Annotated in this window: 14 protein-coding genes; 11 read left to right on the top strand and 3 right to left on the bottom strand. The window is 70.4% G+C overall.

Translation table 11 applies throughout. The features are described 5' to 3' along the window. The coding region (locus VIU94_RS41540; RefSeq protein ID WP_331920340.1) for a glycoside hydrolase family 36 protein at positions 1-1,279 on the top strand (1,279 nt) is incomplete at its 5' end. Next, positions 1,276-2,274 (top strand): LacI family DNA-binding transcriptional regulator, encoded by a 999-nt coding sequence (locus VIU94_RS41535; RefSeq protein ID WP_331920338.1) that lies wholly within the window; start codon positions 1,276-1,278, stop codon positions 2,272-2,274. The genes VIU94_RS41540 and VIU94_RS41535, both read left to right, overlap by 4 nt. Before the next feature lie 117 nt (positions 2,275-2,391). On the opposite strand, the gene VIU94_RS41530 is transcribed toward VIU94_RS41535, so the two are convergent. After that, positions 2,392-3,702 (bottom strand): DUF5685 family protein, encoded by a 1,311-nt coding sequence (locus tag VIU94_RS41530; protein ID WP_414721103.1) that lies wholly within the window; start codon positions 3,700-3,702, stop codon positions 2,392-2,394. Between the two features lie 570 nt (positions 3,703-4,272). Between VIU94_RS41530 and VIU94_RS41525 the strand changes: the two genes are divergently transcribed. The 7 genes from VIU94_RS41525 to VIU94_RS41495 all read left to right on the top strand — a co-directional run bounded on the left by VIU94_RS41525 (position 4,273) and on the right by VIU94_RS41495 (position 13,937). Further along, on the top strand, positions 4,273-5,847 hold the full coding sequence (locus tag VIU94_RS41525; RefSeq protein WP_331920334.1) for a gluconokinase, GntK/IdnK-type: 1,575 nt from the start codon (positions 4,273-4,275) through the stop codon (positions 5,845-5,847). Positions 5,848-5,879: 32 nt separating this feature from the next. Further along, the gene (locus VIU94_RS41520; protein ID WP_331920342.1) at positions 5,880-6,797 is read left to right on the top strand and encodes a cyclase family protein; all 918 of its coding nucleotides are present in this window, start codon (positions 5,880-5,882) and stop codon (positions 6,795-6,797) included. 123 nt (positions 6,798-6,920) lie between these two features. Next, entirely contained in the window at positions 6,921-8,525 is a 1,605-nt protein-coding gene (locus tag VIU94_RS41515; RefSeq protein ID WP_331920332.1) for a GMC oxidoreductase, read from the top strand. A 165-nt stretch (positions 8,526-8,690) separates the two neighbouring features. Next, entirely contained in the window at positions 8,691-9,530 is an 840-nt protein-coding gene (locus tag VIU94_RS41510) for an SDR family oxidoreductase (protein WP_331920330.1), read from the top strand. Positions 9,531-9,565: 35 nt separating this feature from the next. Beyond that, on the top strand, positions 9,566-11,050 hold the full coding sequence (locus VIU94_RS41505; protein WP_331920328.1) for a cytochrome ubiquinol oxidase subunit I: 1,485 nt from the start codon (positions 9,566-9,568) through the stop codon (positions 11,048-11,050). Beyond that, a complete protein-coding gene (locus tag VIU94_RS41500) occupies positions 11,047-12,105 on the top strand; it encodes a cytochrome d ubiquinol oxidase subunit II (protein ID WP_331920326.1) in 1,059 nt (352 codons plus the stop codon). The genes VIU94_RS41505 and VIU94_RS41500 overlap by 4 nt, the downstream gene beginning before the upstream one ends. Positions 12,106-12,164: 59 nt before the next feature. Then, the gene (locus VIU94_RS41495; RefSeq protein WP_331920324.1) at positions 12,165-13,937 is read left to right on the top strand and encodes a cation:proton antiporter; all 1,773 of its coding nucleotides are present in this window, start codon (positions 12,165-12,167) and stop codon (positions 13,935-13,937) included. 25 nt (positions 13,938-13,962) lie between these two features. Here VIU94_RS41495 and VIU94_RS41490 read toward each other — a convergent pair whose 3' ends face one another. Further along, positions 13,963-15,810, bottom strand: a complete 1,848-nt coding sequence (locus VIU94_RS41490) for a glycoside hydrolase family 15 protein (protein WP_331920322.1) — start codon at positions 15,808-15,810, stop codon at positions 13,963-13,965. A gap of 212 nt (positions 15,811-16,022) precedes the next feature. Here VIU94_RS41490 and VIU94_RS41485 point away from each other — a divergent pair, with 212 nt between their 5' ends. Next, positions 16,023-17,309, top strand: a complete 1,287-nt coding sequence (locus VIU94_RS41485) for a DUF2254 domain-containing protein (RefSeq protein ID WP_331920320.1) — start codon at positions 16,023-16,025, stop codon at positions 17,307-17,309. A gap of 257 nt (positions 17,310-17,566) precedes the next feature. On the opposite strand, the gene VIU94_RS41480 is transcribed toward VIU94_RS41485, so the two are convergent. After that, entirely contained in the window at positions 17,567-18,625 is a 1,059-nt protein-coding gene (locus VIU94_RS41480) for a hypothetical protein (protein ID WP_331920318.1), read from the bottom strand. Positions 18,626-18,973: 348 nt separating this feature from the next. On the opposite strand from VIU94_RS41480, the gene VIU94_RS41475 reads away from it, so the two are divergent. Further along, positions 18,974-19,381: an FKBP-type peptidyl-prolyl cis-trans isomerase gene (locus VIU94_RS41475; RefSeq protein ID WP_331920316.1), complete on the top strand. Its 408-nt coding sequence runs from the start codon at positions 18,974-18,976 to the stop codon at positions 19,379-19,381. Positions 19,382-19,406: the final 25 nt, after the last annotated feature.

The following is a 19,406-nucleotide window of genomic DNA, read 5'->3' as shown; positions in this document are numbered from 1 at the left end:
CGTCGCCGCCGCCCTGCGCCGGCTCCGCGCGCACTTCGCCGCCGCCCGCCCGCCCATGCACGTCCCGGACGCGGCCCGCGTCCCCGTCTACTCCACCTGGTACGCCTTCAACCAGAACGTCACCGCCGCCGCTGTCGAGACCCAGGCCGCGCTCGCCGCCGCCCTGGGTTGCGGGGCACTGATCCTCGACGACGGCTGGCAGGCCTACGGCAACGGCCGCGGCTACGCGGGCGTCGGCGACTGGCGGCCCGACCTCGCCAAGTTCCCCGACCTCGCCGCACACGTGGTCACCGTCCGCGCCCTCGGCCTGCGCCACCTCCTCTGGGTCGCGCCGCTGCTCCTCGGCCCGGAGGCCGACTGCCACGACCGGTGGGCCGCCGCGGCCCCCCGCCCGGCCACCGTGCCCGGCGCCCACGTCCTCGATCCGCGCCGCCCCGAGGTGCGCCGGCACGTCGTCGACCTGTGCGTCTCCCTCGTCCGCGGACACGGACTCGACGGGCTGAAGCTCGACTTCCTCGACGAGGCCGCCGTCTACGCGGGTGACGGCGGCGCCGACGTCGGCCACGCCATGACCCTGCTCCTCGACGAGCTGCGGCAGGAGCTGGAGGCCGTCCGGCCCGGCATCCTGCTGGAACTGCGCCAGCCGTACGCGGGCCCCGGCATGGCCCCGTACGGGAACATGCTGCGCTCCTTCGACTGCCCGGCGGACGCCACCGCCAACCGGGTGCGCACCCTCGACACCGCTCTCCTCGCGGTCGGCGGCGCCGTCCACTCCGACATGCTCATGTGGTCGCGCGAGGCCGGGACGGAGGCCGTCGCCCGGCAGTTGATCGGCGCCCTGCACTCCGTGCCGCAGATCTCCGTACGCCTTGACGAGGTGCCCGAGGAGCACCGCGAGACCGTGCGGTTCTGGCTCGGATGGTGGCACCGGCACCGCGAGCTGATCCTCGACGGCGAGACCGAGCCGGGGCGGCCCGACGAGCTGTACCCGCTGGTGACCGCCAGCCGCGGCAACGAGTGCCTGATCAGCGTGCACGGCGACCTGGTCGCGACGCTCGACACCGCCGCGTACCGCACCTTCCACGTGGTGAACGGTTCCGGCCGGGACCGGGTGATGGTCGAGATCACCGGCGGCGGCGGGCCGGTGGCGGCCCTGGTCCACGGCCCCGACGGCCGTATGATGGATGATCCGCTGACGCTCCTGCCGGACGGACCACGGCCCCTGGCCGTCCCGCGCGGCGGCCTGGTGTCGCTCACACTCACGGAAGGACCGCGATGAAGGTCGGCATCACCGACGTCGCAGCCCGCGCACAGGTCAGTGAGGCCACCGTCAGCCGGGTGATCAACCGGCGCCAGGGGGTGTCCCGCAAGACCCGGGAGGCGGTCGAGCGGGCCATGGCCGAACTCGGCTACGAGCGGCCCACCCAGGGGCAACTGGTGGCGGTCGTCACCGAGTTCGTCTCGAACCCGTTCTTCGCCGACGTCGCCGAGCGGATCGAGTCCGCGCTCGCCCCGCACGGACTCAAGACCGTCCTGTGCCCCGTCTTCCCCGGCGGCGTCCAAGAGCTGGACTTCCTCACCGCGCTCGTCGACAAGGGCGTCGCCGCGGTGGTCTTCCTCTCCGCCTCCAACACGGTCGAGGGCGCCGACACCGAGAGCTACGAGCTGCTGCGCCAGCGCCGTGTCCCCTACGTCGGCATCAACGGCGAGTTCGCCGATGGCGTGCCCGTTCCCGTCTACTCCACCGACGACGCCCTCGCCGCCGAGCTGGCCGTCGATCACCTCCACCGGCTCGGGCACCGCCGCATCGGCATGGCGTCGGGACCCGCCGGGAACCGGCCCGCCGACCGGCGGGTGCGCGGCTTCGTCGAGGCGATGACCCGGCGCGGCACCGAGGACGCCGAGCGGTGGGTCGTCCGCCAGTCCTACACCGTGGAGGGCGGACAGGCCGCCGCAGCCACCCTCGTGGCACAGGGCGCCACCGCCATCGTCGCCGCCAGCGACTACATGGCCCTCGGCGCCATTCGGGGCATCCGGCGGCAGGGCCTCGCCGTCCCAAAGGACGTCTCGGTCGTCGGTTACGACGGCTCGACCGTCACCGAGTTCACCGAGCCCGCGCTCACCACCGTTCGCCAGCCCGCCGACCGGCTCGCCCTGGAGGTGGGCCGCAGTGTCCTCGCCCTGGTCAGCAACCGCGAGGTGCCGACCGGGGAACTCCTCTTCGACCCAGAACTGGTGATCCGCGCCTCCACGGCGCCGGCGCGGGGCGCCTAGCAGTGCTTGGTCAGGTTCGCGACGAAGCAAGGGGCTGGGCCGGCTCGCGACAACGAGGCAACGTGGGCGGCCCCAGCACGTCCCCGCTGGGGCCGCCCACCCGGCTCCATCCGTCGTTCAGTCGCAGCAGTCGCAGCAGCACTTGCACGGGTTGCAGCAGCCTCCGCCACCGCCGCAGCCGTCACCCGAGCCACCGCCGGAACCACCAGAGCCGTTGGACCCGTGACCGCCCGAACCGCCGTAGGAGCCGCCCGAGTTGCCGCCGCCCTGGCCGCCGAACCAGCCGTCACCGCCGGAACCGTCCCGGCCGGAACCATCCCGACTCGAACCGCCGTTGCGGTTGCCGTCGCCGAACTGCCAGGGTTCTCCGTCATCGACGCTGCAGCGGCAGCAGCTGAAGCACAACCTGCAATCGGCGCACAACTGGCGCCACTCGCGACACCGCTGACACTGCCCCTCCGGCGGCCGGCCCGACGCCATCGACCCGCCCTCGGGGGCCGCGCCCGCAAGCGCCCCGACGCCGCAGGCCGTGCCCGTACCGGTCCCCGAGGGCGCTTCCGTCGCCGTACGGCGTCCCAGCCAGGGCAGCATGCGCAGGCCCCGCGCCTGGGGGCGGTGCTGATGGTGGCGATGCCGAGGGTCGAAGACGCGATCGACGGCACGCTCCAACTCGCCGCCCAGAAGCGCCCGTACCAGCTGTCCGTCGACGAACACGGCGTCGGACAGGGCGAGCCGGACTCCATGGACAGCGTCGTCGCAGAGTCGGCGCACCTCGGCGAGGTCCGCGCCGGTCACGGCGATCGGGTTCCACGCGCCTGACGCCTCGTCCGCGGCCAGGTCCTCCACCGCGTCCAGCAGATGCGCCAGTCGACCGAACAGACGGCCGGCTTCCGCCAGCGGTTCGGCGTTGCCCGGGCGATCCGTGAGCACCGCGGTGTACGCGAAGGCGGCTGCGGTCGCCGTCTCCGTGGGCTCCGTGACCGTCAGCAGCGAGCCACCGGGGCCGGTCGACCGCTCGACCTCCGGCTGGCGCTCGACCGCCCCGATCAGCACGGCGGTGTCGAAGCCGAGTCGTTCGCCGCCTGCGGCGCCCGCACGGTCCCAGCCGTGGGCGATCCGGCGGGCCGCCAGCGCCACCGGGCGGCGCCCCACCAGGCCGTCCCCGTCGGCCACATGGTCACGTATCTTCGCCGCGGCCAGCACCAGCGACACCGTCGCCGCGAGCCGCGCACCCTCACCGTGCGCCACGTCCGCCGACCGCATCCCGCGCAGCGGGCACGGACCGGCACCCCGCCGCCAGTCCCCGGTACGCTCCGACTGCGCTTCGGTCAGCACCGAGACGATCAGGCCGTCGTAGTTGGTCGCCACCCTCGCGAACTGCCCGTACTCGCTGCGCAAAGACAGGCACAGCCCACACAGATGCGCCATCCACTCAGTACGCAAGCCCTCGCCCAGGCGATGACGGCATGGCCTGATGATTCCGAACACCGATGTTCTCCCCCGTAGGAACTGCCAACCGCGTGTGACGTCAACCTCAGGTGACATCGACGCGCGGCCGACATCCTAGATGGTCCCTTCCGGGGGTGTCCGTGGAGGCGAGCACGACAGTGTCCGATCGGCTGCCCGCACCACTGACGCCCGCTCCTTGGAGTTGAAGCCGTTCGCCCGGCCCGCGATGACCAGGCTGGCCGACAGACATGCGGGACGGACCCTTCACGTCGTCCACCACCCGGCCGACCACCTTCATGACCGCCGTTTCGGCAGGTGGGTGCCGGTTCTGAGCTTGTACCACCAGCAGGCCGGTGGCACCGTCGACATGCGCCGGGGCTCGCGAGGGGTCAGATTTGAGGTAGCCGACTCGCCGTACCGAAACGCGCCCGACGGCAGGGAGGAACCACCTGTCATGACAACACACGTGAGCGAACCAGGCTGGGGAGTGACAGCGCACGGCAGAGGCCGGCCGGGCGCCGGCTGGGCCAGGATCGTCGTCCGGGCGCCGTGCGTCGCCCCCCGGCCGCCGAGGGACTGACGTCCGGGACCGCCGCGGCCGCGGCACGCGAGACAGCCACAGGACAACTGCCGGACCTGGTGCTCGTCGTCGGCGTCGCCGGGTCGGGCAAAACGACGGTGGGGCGTCTCCTCGCCGAGCGGCTCGGCCGGCCGTACCGGGACGCGGACGAGTTCCATTCCGAGGCGAACCGCGCCAAGATGGCCGCCGGTCACGCTCTCACGGACAGCGACCGGCGGCCTTGGCTCGACGCCATCGGGGAGTGGATGGACCATGAGATCGCGGGCCGTCGTCCGGCCGTCGTGACCTGTTCCGCGCTCAAGCGTCGCTACCGCGACAGGCTGCTGGCGGGACGCCCCGGAGTCTGTCTGGTGTACCTGCACGGATCACGCGCGCTGATTCGCTCGCGGCTGGCCGCCCGGCACGACCACTTCTTCCCGGCGGACCTGCTGGACAGCCAGTTCGCGGACCTGGAGGAGCCGGAGCCTGGCGAGCACCCGTTGGTGGTGGAGATCGACCAGCCTCCGGAGGCCGTGGTCGCAGGGGCGATCTCGCTGATGCGCCGGGAATCCGCCGCGGGGCGTCTGCCGCCCGGGCCCGTCGCGGAGCAAGCCGTCGTGAGTGAGGAGGAGGCTTCCATGTCCCCCAGCCCCACAGGTGCGCAGTGGCGATTGACCCGTGGCGGCCAGAGTGCCGTCGTCGTCGAGTTGGGCGGCGCTCTGCGCGACTACACCGTGAACGGCCGACCTCTGCTCGACGGGTTCTCCGCCGGTTCCGCCATCACGGGCGGTCGGGGGCAACTGCTCGCCCCCTGGCCCAACCGCGTGGGCGGCGGACGCTACCGCTTCGGCGGCGAGGATCATCAACTCCCTGTGACGGAACCGGAGAAGAACAACGCGATCCATGGACTTCTTCGCTGGACCTTGTGGAAGCTGCTCGCCCGCACCGACGAGGCGGTGCGTGTCGGCACGACGCTCTGCCCTCAGCCCGGATATCCCTTCCTCGTCGAGGTCTGCGCAGAGTACCGGCTGGGGCCCGACGGGCTCGAGACCGCCGTCTTCGCCACCAACTCCGATAGCGTGCCGGCGCCTTACGGGGTGGGGCAGCACCCGTATCTGACGGTCGGTACCGACCTCGTCGACACCGCGCTCCTGACCGTTCCCGCCCGGTACCGGCTGCGAACCGACGACCAGGGCCTGCCGATCGGCCGGGAGCCCGTCGAAGGCACCGCGTACGACTTTCGCACCGCCCGCCCCATCGGCGATCAGCGACTGGACACCGCCTTCACCGGACTCGACCGCGCCCCCGACGGCCGGGCCGTCGTGCGGCTGGCGCATCCCTCGGGGCTGCGGGGTGTCGATCTGTGGCTCGGCGAAGGCACGCGGTACGTACAGGTGTACACGGGCGACACACTGGCGGAACCCGAACGGCGGCGCCGCGGTGTCGCCGTGGAGGCCATGTCCTGTCCGCCGGACGCCTTTCGGAGCGGTACGGATCTCACCGTCCTGGAAGCGGGCGCCACGCACGTGCTCCGGTGGGGCCTCAGCCCATGGGGACCGCAATGATCCCGCCCACACCGCCCTCGGTCGCGCCCGGTATGAGCGCGCACGACTTCCGGACGCTCTACGAGCGACTGCGGCGCGAGTCCGCACGGTCGACGGTGGACGGTCGACGTGGCGCACTCTGCCATGTGACGCCCGAGCGTGTGGTGGCGGCGGCCTCGGAAGTGCGCCTCGGACGTACGGTGTCGCTGGCCGCTCCGATCGAGACCGTGCCGGGCCCCGACGATCCCGAGCCCGCGGTGCACCGGATGACCGGGCCTGCTCCGGAGGACCTCGGCGCGGACGGGCTGCACTTCGCCACCGATCGGTTCGCCATGAACGTGCACGGGGACGCGGACAGCCATCTCGACGCGCTCTGCCACGTGGTGCTCGACGGGGAGCTGTACGGCGGAGCGCCCGCGAGCAGCGTGACGCCCGAGGGGGCCCGTGCGCTCTCCGTGGACCTCGTCGCGGACGGCATCGTCGGTCGTGGCGTGCTGCTTGACATCCCGCGGCTGCGTGGCGTGCCCTGGCTGGAACCGGGGGACCACGTGACGTCGGACGACCTGACGGCCGCCGAGGCCGCGCAAGGGGTCCGGGTCGGCCCTGGAGACCTGCTGTTCGTCCGGGTGGGACATCGCCTCCGTCGCACGGAGCTCGGACCGTGGAACGCGGCGACGGCTCGGACCGGCCTCCACCCGACCGCCGTGGAGTTCCTGGCCGAGCGGAAGGTCGCCGTCCTGGGCGGAGACGGCAACAACGACACCGCGCCCAGCGCGGTGCAGGGCATCGCCTTCCCCGTGCACGTCCTGGCCATCCATGCCATGGGCATCCCTCTGATGGACTACCTGCAGTTCGAGGACCTGGTCCCCGTCTGCGCACAGGCGGGGCGATGGAGTTTCCTGTGTGCGGTCGCCCCACTGCGGCTGCCCGGAGCCACTGGCTCGCCGGTGAACCCGATCGCGGTGCTGTGACCGACGGGGCCGGTCGGCGACCGCCCCTCCGGTCGCCGTCCCAGGGGAGGGCGGATACGTTCGAACGGGTGGGACGCTCGGCCCGCACAGCGGGGAGACAGGGCCCGACGCCAGGTCAGGGCCATGATCACAAGGACGGTGGTCGTCGTGGGCGACGCCCCTCATTACGACGTCATCATCATCGGTACCGGCGCCGGCGGCGGCACCCTCGCCCATCGGCTCGCCCCGTCCGGCAAACGCGTACTCCTCGTCGAACGCGGCGACTACCTGCCCCGCGAGCGGGACAACTGGGACTCGACGGCGGTGTTCGTCAAGGGCAAGTACCGGGCGCCGGAGTTCTGGATCGACCAGCACGGGAACGAGTTCCCTCCCGAGGTCAACTACTACGTGGGGGGCAACACCAAGTTCTACGGCGCCGCCCTCTTCCGACTGCGGCCCGAGGACTTCGGCGAGCTCCGTCACCACGGCGGCCTCTCCCCCGCCTGGCCGATCCGGTACGAGGATCTGGAGCCGTACTACACGCAGGCCGAGCACCTCTACCTCGTGCACGGACGGCACGGCGAGGATCCGACCGAGGGCGCGGCGAGCGCCCAGTACGCACATCCGCCCGTGGAGCACGAGCCCCGCATCCAGCAGTTGAGCGACGACCTCGAGAAGCGTGGTCTGCACCCCTTTCACCTGCCGATCGGTGTCAATCTCAGCCAGGAGAACGGGGGGCGGGCCACCCACTCCAGTGTCTGCATCCGATGCAACCGGGTGGACGGCTTTCCGTGTCTGGTGCGCGGCAAGTCCGACGCCGAGGTGATCTGCGTCGAGCCGGCCCTGGGACACCCCAACGTCGCGATGGTCACGAACACGCATGTGGTCCGCCTGGAGACCGATGCGAGGGGACGCAGCGTCAGTGCGGTCGTCGGCCGGCTGCCCGACGGCTCGGAGGTCCGGTTCACCGCGGATGTGGTGGTCGTCTCCTGCGGGGCGGTCAACTCCGCGGCGCTGCTGCTGGCCTCGGCGAACGAGCACCATCCCAACGGGTTGGCGAACAGCTCCGACGTCGTCGGCCGCTTCTACATGCGGCACAACAACCTGGCCCTGATGGCCGTGTCGAAGGAGCCCAACGACACCCAGTTCCAGAAGACCCTGGCCCTGCACGACTGGTACCTCGGCGCGGACGACTGGGACTACCCGCTGGGCGGCATCCAGATGCTGGGCAAGTCGGACGCCGAGCAGATCCACGGCGAGGCCCCTCGGTGGGCCGGTGCGGTCACGCCGGACATGCCGTTCGAGGTGCTGGCGCACCATGCCGTCGACTTCTGGCTGTGCGGTGAGGACCTGCCCCTGGCCGACAACCGGGTCACCCTCGACAGCGACGGCCGCATCCATCTCGCTCTCGACGAGAAGAGCAACGTCGAAGGTCTGAAGCGGTTGAGGCACAAGCTGCAGGGAATGCTCGGCCATTTGGGCATGCACGAGCAGCACCTGCTGTCCCGCAGCATCTACCTGCACAAGGGCATGCCGATCGGTGCGACGGCTCACCAGGCGGGCACCGTACGCTTCGGCGCCGACCCCGCCGCCGCCGCGCTGGACGTCAACTGCAAGGCCCACGACCTCGACAACCTGTACGTCGTCGACACGAGCTTCTTCCCGAGCATCGGCGCGGTCAACCCGTCCTTGACGGCCATCGCCAATGCGCTGCGGGTCGGCGACCACCTCTTGGCCCGACTGCGCTGACGCCAGGCGCCGCTGGTCCGATCGAAGGAAGATGCTCGGCCCAACGGCCCAACAGCGGCTCTCCCTGCATACCGACCGCCGCTGCCGGTGATTGCGTGACCTGAACTGCCTGGCCGGCTGCAGCCGGGCGGAGCGCAGCCGCCGGCGACGAGGAGGCAGGGCATCATGGGTTCCACCGTGGAGGCACCGCAGGGTGTGATCCCCACACGTCTGCTGCAGGGCCAGAAGGCGATGGTCACCGGAGCCAATTCGGGCATCGGCAAGGCCACGGCCATCGGCCTGGGCCGGGCCGGCGCCGACGTGGTCGTGAACTACGTGGCGGGCCGTGAGGCCGCGGAGGAAGTGGTCGAGGAGATCGCTTCGTTCGGGGTGCGCGCGGCCGCGTACGAGGCGGACGTGTCCCAGGAAGACCAGGTCACGGCCATGATGGACCGGATGGTCGAGGAGTTCGGGACCATCGACGTCCTCGTCGCCAACGCAGGGCTGCAGCGGGACGCCCGGTTCACCGACATGACGCTCGCCCAGTGGCAGAAGGTCATCGACGTCAACCTCACCGGTCAGTTCCTGTGCGCCCGGGAGGCGGCCAAGGAATTCCGGCGCCGCGGCGTGGTCCCCGAGGTGTCCCGCGCCGCCGGGAAGATCATCTGCATGAGTTCGGTGCACCAGATCATCCCGTGGTCGGGCCACGTCAACTACGCGTCCTCCAAGGGCGGTGTGCAGATGATGATGCAGACCCTGGCCCAGGAGCTCGCACCGGAGAAGATCCGGGTGAACGCGGTCGCCCCGGGGGCGATCAAGACGCCGATCAACCGCGCTGCCTGGGAGACGGCCGAGGCCCGGGAGGACCTCCTGAGGCTGATCCCGTACGACCGGATCGGCGACCCCGAGGACATCGCCCGCGCCGTGGTCGCACTGGCCTCCGACCTCATGGACTACGTGGTGGGGACCACCCTCTACGTCGACGGCGGGATGACCCTCTTCCCTGGTTTCGCCACAGGCGGCTGACCCACTTCCGGACGTCACGAACAGCGAAGGCGTGTATGCCCACCTCGTTTCACCTGCTGGCGGATGCCCCGGCCCAACTTCTGCCGGCCCGGGAACTCATGGCCTTCACTCTGGCGTCCCACATCATCCTGGTGCCCCTGGGCGTGGCCTTCCCCTTCATCACCCTGGTCATGCACTACCGCGGGCTGCGCCGCAAGGACGCCACGGCGCTGCTCCTGGCGCGGCGCTGGTCGGCCGTCATGGCGGTGCAGTTCGCGCTCGGCATCGTCACCGGCACCGTGCTCTCCTTCGAGTTCGGCCTGCTCTGGCCCGGCCTGATGGGCAGGTGGGGTGATGTCTTCGGCATCGGATTCGGCGTCGAGGCCTGGGCGTTCTTCCTGGAGGCGGTGCTCATCGCCATCTATCTGTACGGGTGGCGCCGGCTGAAGCCCCGTACGCACTTCCTGCTCGCGCTGCCTCTCCCGGCCGCCGCGCTGCTCGGAGCGTTCGGCATCCTGGCCGCCAACTCCTGGATGAACACGCCGCAGGGCTTCTCCCTCGACTCCGAGGGCAACCCGGTCGACGTGAACGTATGGAAGGCGATCTTCACGCCGATGTTCGGGCCGCAGTACTGGCACTTCGTCGTGGCGATGATCATCACCGCGGGCTTCATGGTGGCCGGTGTCTACGCCGTGGGCTGGCTGCGCGGCCGCCGGGACCACTACCACCGGCTCGGTTTCGCCGTTCCGTTCACCATCGCCGCGGTGGCCGCTCCGGTGCAGTTCGTCGTGGGCGACGCCATCGCCCGGTCGGTGTTCCACAAGCAGCCGGTGAAATTCGCCGCGATGGAGATCGTCTGGAAGACCGACACCCGTGTACCGGAGTACATCTTCGGGCGCCTACAGGAGGACGGGAGCGTCAAGGGCGGTATCAAGATCCCGTTGCTCGACTCGTTCCTGGCCGGATTCAGCGCGGACACCCAGGTGGTGGGACTGACCTCCGTCCCGGCGGACCAACGGCCGACGGCCACTCAGGCGACCATCGCCCACTGGGCCTTCGACATCATGGTCCTGATCGGGTCCGCCCTGGTGCTGCTCGCCCTGTGGTACGGCCTGGTCTGGCTGCGGCACCGTCGGCTTCCCGCCTCGAAGTGGTTCTACGGCCCGGCTGCCTGTGCGGGCGTCGCCTCCGTCGTGGCCGTCGAGTGCGGCTGGATCGCCACCGAGGTGGGACGCCAGCCCTGGATCGTCTACCAGAACATGCGGGTCGCGGAGGCCGTGACCTCGACCCGCTCCACCAGTCTCTGGATCATGCTCGGCGTGGTGATGGTCGTGTACGTGTTCCTCTTCGGCTCGTTCCTCGTCATCCTGCTCAAGATGCGCACGCGCTGGCGGCTCGCCGACGAGCAGCAGGCGGCGGGGGAACCGGCCCACGTGCCGGAGGCGGACACCCCCTACGGGCCACGGGCGCCTCTCGCCGCGGCTGACACCACCGCCGCCGGCGGTGGCGCCGGCCGACCCGAGGAGGGGGGCCGGCCATGACCGCCGACCTCATCGCCGTGGTCCTGCTGCTCGCCGTGGCCGCGTACGCCTCCGCGGGCGGCACGGACTACGGGGCCGGCTTCTGGGATCTGACCGCCGGCGGAGCGGAGCGCGGCAAACGCCCTCGGTGGCTCATCGACCATGCCATGGCTCCCGTGTGGGAGGTCAACAACGTATGGCTGATCTTCGTTCTCGTCATCATGTGGACCGGCTTCCCGACACTGTTCCAGACCGTGTTCTCCGCGATGTGGCTTCCGCTGGCACTGGCCGCCATGGGCCTGGTGCTGCGCGGCGCCGGCTTCGCGTTCCGCAAGCCCTCCCGGCGGCTCGTCGGCCGACGGCTGTACGGCGCCATGTTCGCCGTGGCCTCGGTCGTCACGCCGTTCTTCCTCGGTGCCGCCGTCGGCGGCGTCGCCTCGGGACGGGTGGCGCCCGGTACCGAAGCCTCGGCGGATGCCTGGGCGAATCCCACCTCGCTGATGTTCGGTCTGGTCGCCATCGCGACCACGGCTCTCCTCGGCGCGGTGTTCCTCACGGGGGACGCCCGCCGGTTCGAAGCGCCCGATCTGGTCGGCTACTTCAGGCGGCGGGCGCTGTGCAGTCTCGCCGTGCTGGCTGTACTGGCGGTGATCACCGGGTTCGTCACCCATGAGGACTCCCCTCACGTGTGGCACGGACTCACCCACGGCCTGGGGCTGCTCTTCGTCGTCGTGGCCGGGGTGGCCACGCTCGCCACCGCCTGGCTGCTCCTGCGGACGCCGGGCGCCTGGGTCCGCGTCACGGCCGTCGGCGTCGTCGCGTCCGCCGTCATCGCCTGGGGGATGGCCCAGCGCCCCTACCTCGTTCCCACCTCGCTGACCGTGGCCGACGGCGCGGGCGCACCCGCGACGCTGACGTGGCTGGCGATCGTCACGCTGGTGGCCCTGGTCCTCGTCATGCCGGCCGTCGTCCTCCTCTACTGGCTGGACACGCACGGTGAACTGGACGAGCTCACCGACGCCGAGCTGCGAAGAGGAAGCGGTGCCGACGGCGACGGTGTGGCACCCGGCGGCTGAGCGCCCGGACCCACGCTGGACATCCCCCTCGCACCCGGACTCCGACGAAGGAAGCCGCTGTGACCGACGACGAGATCCTTCTCGGACTCGCCCTGACGGTGGTGCTCGCCACCGGATCGCAGATCCTGGCGAGCAAGCTGCGCGTCCCGGCCCTGATCATCCTGCTGCCGGTCGGCTTCGCCGCCGGCGCGATCACGGATGTCATTCATCCGGACAGGTTGATGGGGTCGACGTTCTCCGCCCTGGTGTCGCTGTCCGTCTCGGTGATCCTCTACGACGCCGGGCTGGGGCTCGACCTGCGCAAGCTCACCGGCCACCCCCGGGGGATCGTGGGACGACTCCTGGTGTACGGGGTCCTGCTCACGTCGCTGGTCGTCTTGTCGGTGGCGCCGGCGATGTTCGACATGCCGCTGCGCGTGGCCGCGATGCTCGGCGTGATCCTCGTCGTCTCGGGTCCCACCGTCGTGGGTCCGCTGCTCGACTTCGTACGGCCGACCGACAAGGTGCGACGCATCCTGATCTGGGAGGGGACGCTGACCGACCCGATCGGCGGCATCCTCGGCGCGCTCACCTTCCACGCCATCGCCACGACGCACCGGGTCGACATCGGCCGGGGCTACCAGCTGGGCCAGTTCGCGATCAGCCTGGCCGTCGGGCTGGTCGGCGGGGCGGTGGGAACCGCGCTGCTGTGGTTCACGCTGCGGACCCTTCGGCTCGGCGAGACCCTCGGCACGCTGGCTCAACTCGCCACCGTGATCGCCGTGTCGGCGGGCTGCGACATCGTGCGGGACGACACGGGGCTCATCGCCGCGATCGTCACGGGACTGGCCGTCGCCAACATCCGCGGGTTCGACATGCCTGCTCGGCGACCCTTCTTCGAGACCCTGGTCCAGCTGATCATCGGGCTGCTGTTCGTCTCCATCTCCTCCACCGTCACCCCGGCATCCCTGGTGCCGGTGCTCCTTCCCTCGCTCGCCCTCATCGCGATCCTCGTCCTGGTGGTCCGGCCGCTCGTGGCCTTCGCCTCGACGGCGCGCTCGGGTCTGGCCCGAGGGGAACGGGCCTTCATCGGATGGATGGACCCACGCGGCATCGTCGCGGCGGCCACGGCATCGACCTTCTCCGCCAGCCTTGTCCAGCGCGGGGTGAGCGGCGCCGCGAGGATCCTTCCCGTCACCTTCCTGGTGATCGTGGGAACCGTCCTGCTCTACTCGCTGACGGCGGCGCCCGTCGCCAGGCGGCTGGGAGTCGTCAAACCGGCGGGCACGCGCATTCTCCTCGTGGGCGGCGAGCCGTGGGTGGTCGACCTTGGAAGGGCCCTGCGGACCGCCGGCCTGGACGTGCTGATGTGGGCGGGGCTCGACGAGGAGCGGAAGCAGATCAAGGAGGCGGGGATCGACCTGGCCAAGGGCGATCTGCTGGCCACGGCCATCAACCCCGGGGCGCGGCTGGAGGGAGTGACGGCCGTGTTCCTGGCCACCGACGACGACGACTTCAACGCGCTCGCCTCGGTCGTGATGCAGGACAACGTCGAAGGGCCCGTCTATCGGGTGGGACCTCCGCACGACAGCCATGGCGTGGTCGCTCCCTACACCGGCGGCGACATCCTCTTCGGCCGTTCCCTCGTGCGTCACGTCCTGGCGGAGCGCTACGAGCAGGGCGCCCGGTTCGTGGTGCAACCCTCCTCCGCCCCGCTGCCGCCCGCTCACGACACTCTCTTCGTGGTGCGGGCAGACCAGCGGCTGGTGCCGGTCACCGAGAGGGAGGAGACGGTCCCGCAGGAGGGCGACACCGTGGTCCTCCTCGGTTCCGTCCCCACGCCCGGCGAGTGAAGCTCGCCATCGGGCGCTCGCGCGGCTACGCCCCGCCCCTGGGCGCCCCATTGAGCTTCGCGTCCAGGGTGATCGCCGCGTCGATCAGCGCCAGGTGCGTGAAAGCCTGTGGGAAGTTGCCCAACTGCCGCCCCGTCAGGCCGATCTCCTCGGAGTACAGGCCCAGGTGGTTGGCGTACGAGAGCATCTTCTCCAGCACCAGCCTGGCCATCTCGGTGCGTCCGGCCCGCGCCAGGGCGTCGACGTACATGAACGTGCACAGGGAGAAGGTTCCCTCGGAACCGCGCAGTCCGTCGGGAGACGCCTCGGGGTTGTAGCGATAGACCAGGCTGTCGCTGACCAGCTCACGCTCCATCGCGTCCAAGGTGGACTTCCACATCGGATCGGCCGGCGTGATGAACCCGACCGTCGGCATGCGCAGCAACGACGAGTCGAGAACATCGTCGCCGTAATGCTGCACGAATGCCTGCTTCTGCGGGTCCCATCCGCGGCTGAGCACCTGCGCGTAGATCTCGTCACGCGCGCTCACCCACCGGCCGCCGGCCGCCGGCCGCCCGTCGTCGAAGGCGATCCGCACGGCGCGGTCGAAGGCCACCCAGGACATCACGCGGCCGTACGTGAAGTCCTTCCGGCCGCCGCGGGTCTCCCACAGCCCTTCTCCGGGCTGATCCCAGTGGTCGACCAGCCAGTCGAGCAGAATGTGCAGCGCCTTCCAGCCCCCGTTGTCGAGGTGCATGCCGTGCCGGTGCGCAAAGTAGATGCTGTCGAGCGCCTCACCGTAGATGTCCAGTTGCAGCTGCGTCGCCGCTCCGTTGCCGACGCGGACGGGGGCGGAGCCGCAGTACCCCTCCCAATGTTCCAGAGTCTCCTCGACCAGGTCGGAGGAGCCGTCGACCCGGTACATGATGTTCAGTGGCCCGGTGCCGTTCCCTTGGCCGGCCTCTTCCTTCACCCGGTCGTGCAGCCAGCCGATGAACGCCGTCGCTTCTTCCTTGAAACCCAGGCCCAGCAACGCGTACACCGAGAACGACGCATCACGGATCCAGGTGAATCGGTAGTCCCAGTTACGCTCCCCGCCCAACTGCTCAGGCAGAGCCGTCGTGGGGGCGGCGACCAGGGCGCCGGTGGGCGCGTAGGTCATGAGCTTCAGCGTCACGGCAGAGCGCTCCACCGCCTCCCGCCAACGGCCCGAATAGGTGGACTGGCCCAGCCAGGAGCGCCAGAAACGGACCGTCTCGTCGAAGAGCTGCTCGAACTCCGCCACCCGGACCTCGTGCGGCGGCCCGCCGGGGGACGACTCCATGATCAGACCACGCTGCTGGCCCGCCTGCAGGGTCAGGCTGAAGCGCAGGTCCTTGTCACCCGAGAGGATGGTCAGCAGCCGGGAGTCCTGCGGCTCACGGACCGGGTGGACGGCGAGGTTCATGTCCTCGGACGTGAACAAGGCACCGTGCTCCGAGAGGTGCAGCTCGTGCGGCTTACGGCCGTAGTCGAAGCGCGGAGCGATCTCCCCTTCGAACGTCATGGTGCCCCGCACACAGCGCAGCATGCGGACCAGACGGTGCCGGTCCGTCGCCGTCGTGCCGGTCACGGGCATGAAGTCGACCACCTCGCCCGCCCCGGCCTCAGTCATGAAACGCGTCACCAGAACGGCGGTGTCCGGGTGGTAGAGCTGCTTGGTGGTGTAGGTGTCCGCGGCCGGCCTGACGGTGAAGTGGCCGCCCTTCCGCCGGTCGAGCAGAGCACCGAAGACGCTCGGCGAATCGAAGCGCGGACAGCAGAACCAGTCGATCGTCGCATCGGTCGTCACGAGGGCCGCGGTCTGCAGATCACCGATCAGGCCATGGTTCTCGATCAGGGGGTAGTCGTCCATCTTGAGCCCCTTTCGGTCCCGGTGGACAGCGATCGGGCACCGTTACGCAGCGCCCGAGGTCGTCCAGGCGCTGCTCGGCCAGCTTAAGCCGACGGTGTCGTCCCGTCCTGACGAGCGAGCCGCACCGGGCGACGACGGGAGCTCGCCGCTGCGCCGCTCCGAGAAGGGCTCTACCGTGAGGTGGCAGCGCTCCCGGGTGAAGGAGGCGTGACGTGGGTGTCCGGACGTCCTGGGCAGCCAGGTTCAGGCTGCGGCAATACGTCAAGGCGAGCCTGTGGATCGTGCCGTTGTTCGGTCTCGTCCTCGGCATCCTTCTCGCTGAGCTCGCTCTCACCGCCGACAGCGCGGACTGGCCGCCGAGCGGCTGGCACTACTCCGCGACGACGGCGAGCGGCGTGCTCACCGCCATCGTGGGGGCCATGGTGGCGTTGCTCGGATTCGTCGTCACCATCGGCGTACTCGTCGTACAGCAGGCGACAGGAACCCTCTCCCCTCGCTATATGCGCCTGTGGTATCGGGACCGGCTGCAGAAGGCGGTGCTGGCGACCTTCACCGGGACGTTCGCGTTCGCGTTCTCCTTGCTGCGCAGCGTCGAAACCGACTCCGTCCCCGACCTCGGGGTCACCCTTGCCGGCGCGGCGGTGGCCGTCAGCCTCGTGCTCCTGCTCATCTACCTCAACAGGTTCACCCACAGTCTCAGACCGGTGGCCATCGCCGAGCTGGTCACCCGCATGGGAGAGGCCGTCTTCACGAGCGGGGCAGCGGCGATCCGGGCCGCGGCCCCACGCGGAGACGGAACCGTTTCGTCCGACGGTCCGGTGATGCGCGTGCGTTCCGGACGCGGTGGAGCCATCCAGGCGTTCAACGTGGCCGGGCTGGTCGCGGAGGCGGCGCGCCACGACTGCGTCTTCGTCGTGACCCGGCTGATCGGCGACTTCGTACCGCCCGGCACCGTCCTCATCGAGGTCCACGGAGGCACGTCGAAACCGGACCCGGACCGGGTGACCGGTCTCGTCGCCCTCGGGGCCGAGCGCACCATCGAGCAGGACCCCGCATTCGCCCTGAGGGTCCTCGTCGACATCGCCATCAGGGCCCTCTCCCCTGCGGTGAACGACCCCACGACCGCGGTGCAGGTGCTCAACTACATCGAGTCCTTCCTGCACACGGTCGGCAGCACACACCTCCCCGGTCGTTATGTGCTGGCCGATCGCCACGAGCACGCCCGGCTCGTGCTCCCGGGGCGTGACTGGGAGAACTTCCTTCAGCTCGCCGTATGCGAGATCCGCGAGTACGGAGGGTCGTCCGTACAGATCTGCCGACGGCTCCACGCCATGCTCGAGGGCCTGCTCGACACCCTGCCGCCGTCTCAGCACGCCGCTGTGCGAGCGGAGATCAGCCTGCTGCAGGAGTCGATCGCGCGAGAGTTCACCGACCCGGCCCGCCGGGCCATCGCTCAACAGCCCGACCACCAGGGCATCGGCGGGCAGTACACCTCGTAGAGGGGTTGCACGGGTCGCCAGGACGTCGGCGCAGGTCGAATGAGGCTGCTCTCCGCCTCGCGCTGGTCACCGACAACACCTCCCGCACACGGAACAGGGGGAGCACCGCCGCGTGGTACTCACTCGGACCGCAGGCCGAACGGCTGGTGGTGGGACGGCCGCCTGGGCGGTCGGGCAGCGCAGGCACCCCGACCGCGACCCAGGCGAGCGCCAGGAGCAGAGGCGCCCGCCGCGGCGTTGCACGCGTTGGGATGCGGTCAGCCGGTCGGCAGGCCCACCCCGTAGTAGGTGACGTGGTAGCCGTCCACGTACTCCGCCTCGCCGCCGATGATCAAGTCGGTGGGATCGCTCGCGCCCACCGCCCTGGCCGTGGCCACGAGCATCTCGGCGAGTGCGTGGCCCTTCGGCTCGCCGGGGCCGCCCGCGTCCACGCGCCATACCGGATCGTCGTCGCCGAAGACCGACGCCGTGTGCGGGTGTTCGGCGACCGTGCCCCAGCCGAGTGCGGCCGGATCGACGTCGTCGGGAGCGAAGCAGGCGATCGACAGCCGGTCGCCGCACGCCACGTCGAAGAGAAGGGGCGCACTTTGGCCGTTGCGCCCGTAGAACGGCATCCCGATCCGGACCCCCAGGGCGGTGGTCTCGGCAGGCAGCGCTCCCAGGAAGTCTCCCAGCGACCGGGTGACGGTCTCCCAGCTACGGGCGGTCCAACCGCCCGGGAAGCCGAGGCCGGCGTTGGCCTGATCACGGTTGCTGCCGAAGAAGCCGCTGATCGCGTGCTCCTCGCCAACGCCTTGACGCCAGAACCAGTTCTCCGCCGGGTCGGTGGGCTGCAGAACCAGCTCCGGCCCCGACTTCCCGGCGCGCAGTTCGAGCGTGTCCGGCCTGCCGCGCCAGCGCAGGAAGGGTGCGCCCCAGAGCGGCTCGCTGTCGTAGAAGGGGCCCATGTCGCCGTGCGAGCCCATGATGGACGGCTTGCCCAGTGCGGCGGTCACTTCCTCCTTCGCGGCGCGGAATGCGGCCGCCTGCGCTGCGGCGTCCGGCGCGGGAGCCGCCACCGGAACCGCGAGCTCCACGTACGACTCGCCGTCGACGTAACGCTTCTCGTACTCGCCGACCGGGCGCAGGCGAGCATCGCCCGAGGACCGACCTGTGATCAACACAGGAGCATCCGGCGTGCCGCCCCAAGCCCACCCCAGCTCGGCCGCCACAGCCCTCACACCTTCCGGCGTCCAGCCGTCGGTGTCTGCCGCGACGAGTCGCCGGGCGAGCTCCCCGATGGATTCCTCTGCCGTGCTTCCCCGTTGTGCGTTCATCGGGCCATCGTGCCGCACCCCAGGCTCGATCCTTGCGGCAGTGTGCACACCGGCAGCGTCCACGCGGTGGCCTGCTGGTCGGCGAGGGCTCCGGCGAGTGCGGCTCCCACGCTCCGGCTACCGCCGACGACGAGGACGTTCCGGCCCGCGAGGGCGGATCCCGGTGGCAGAGACGAGGCGAGGGATTGCGGGTAGGCGGAGGGACGGCCGGCTGAGCGCCGTGCTCCGCCGGATGTGATGTGCTCCGGGGATCGGCATTCTCGGTAGCGTGATCATCTGCTGCATGGAGTGTCCATGTATCCGGCTCGGTCCGTGCGAGGGCTTCCGGTGGAGAGTGATGAGGCTGCGATGAGTGAACTGACGAAGCCCGAGGTCGATGTTCCGGAGGGTGACGCTCCCACCGAGCTGACCATCCGGGACCTGGTCGTCGGGGACGGGGCTGAGGCGAAGCCGGGCATGGTTGTCAGGGTTCACTATGTCGGGGTGACCTTCGAGTCCGGCAAGGAGTTCGACGCCTCCTGGGACCGGGGCGAGCCGTTCAAGTTCGCCCTGGGCGGTGGCAGGGTCATCAAGGGCTGGGACCGGGGGGTGAGGGGGATGAAGGTCGGCGGTCGGCGCGAGATCATCGTTCCCCCGCGTCTCGGGTACGGCAAGCAGTCGCCCTCGCCGTTGATCCCGGCGGGCTCGACCCTGGTCTTCGTGGTGGACCTGCTTGACTCGTACTCCAGCACAGCCGGGTGGAGCAACGCCCAGTGACCCTGGCCGCTCCTCCCCTGCGACG

This window comes from Streptomyces sp., from assembly GCF_036566765.1.
Classification (GTDB): Bacteria; Actinomycetota; Actinomycetes; order Streptomycetales; family Streptomycetaceae; genus Streptomyces.
This window is presented reverse-complemented; position numbering and strand designations above follow the sequence as displayed.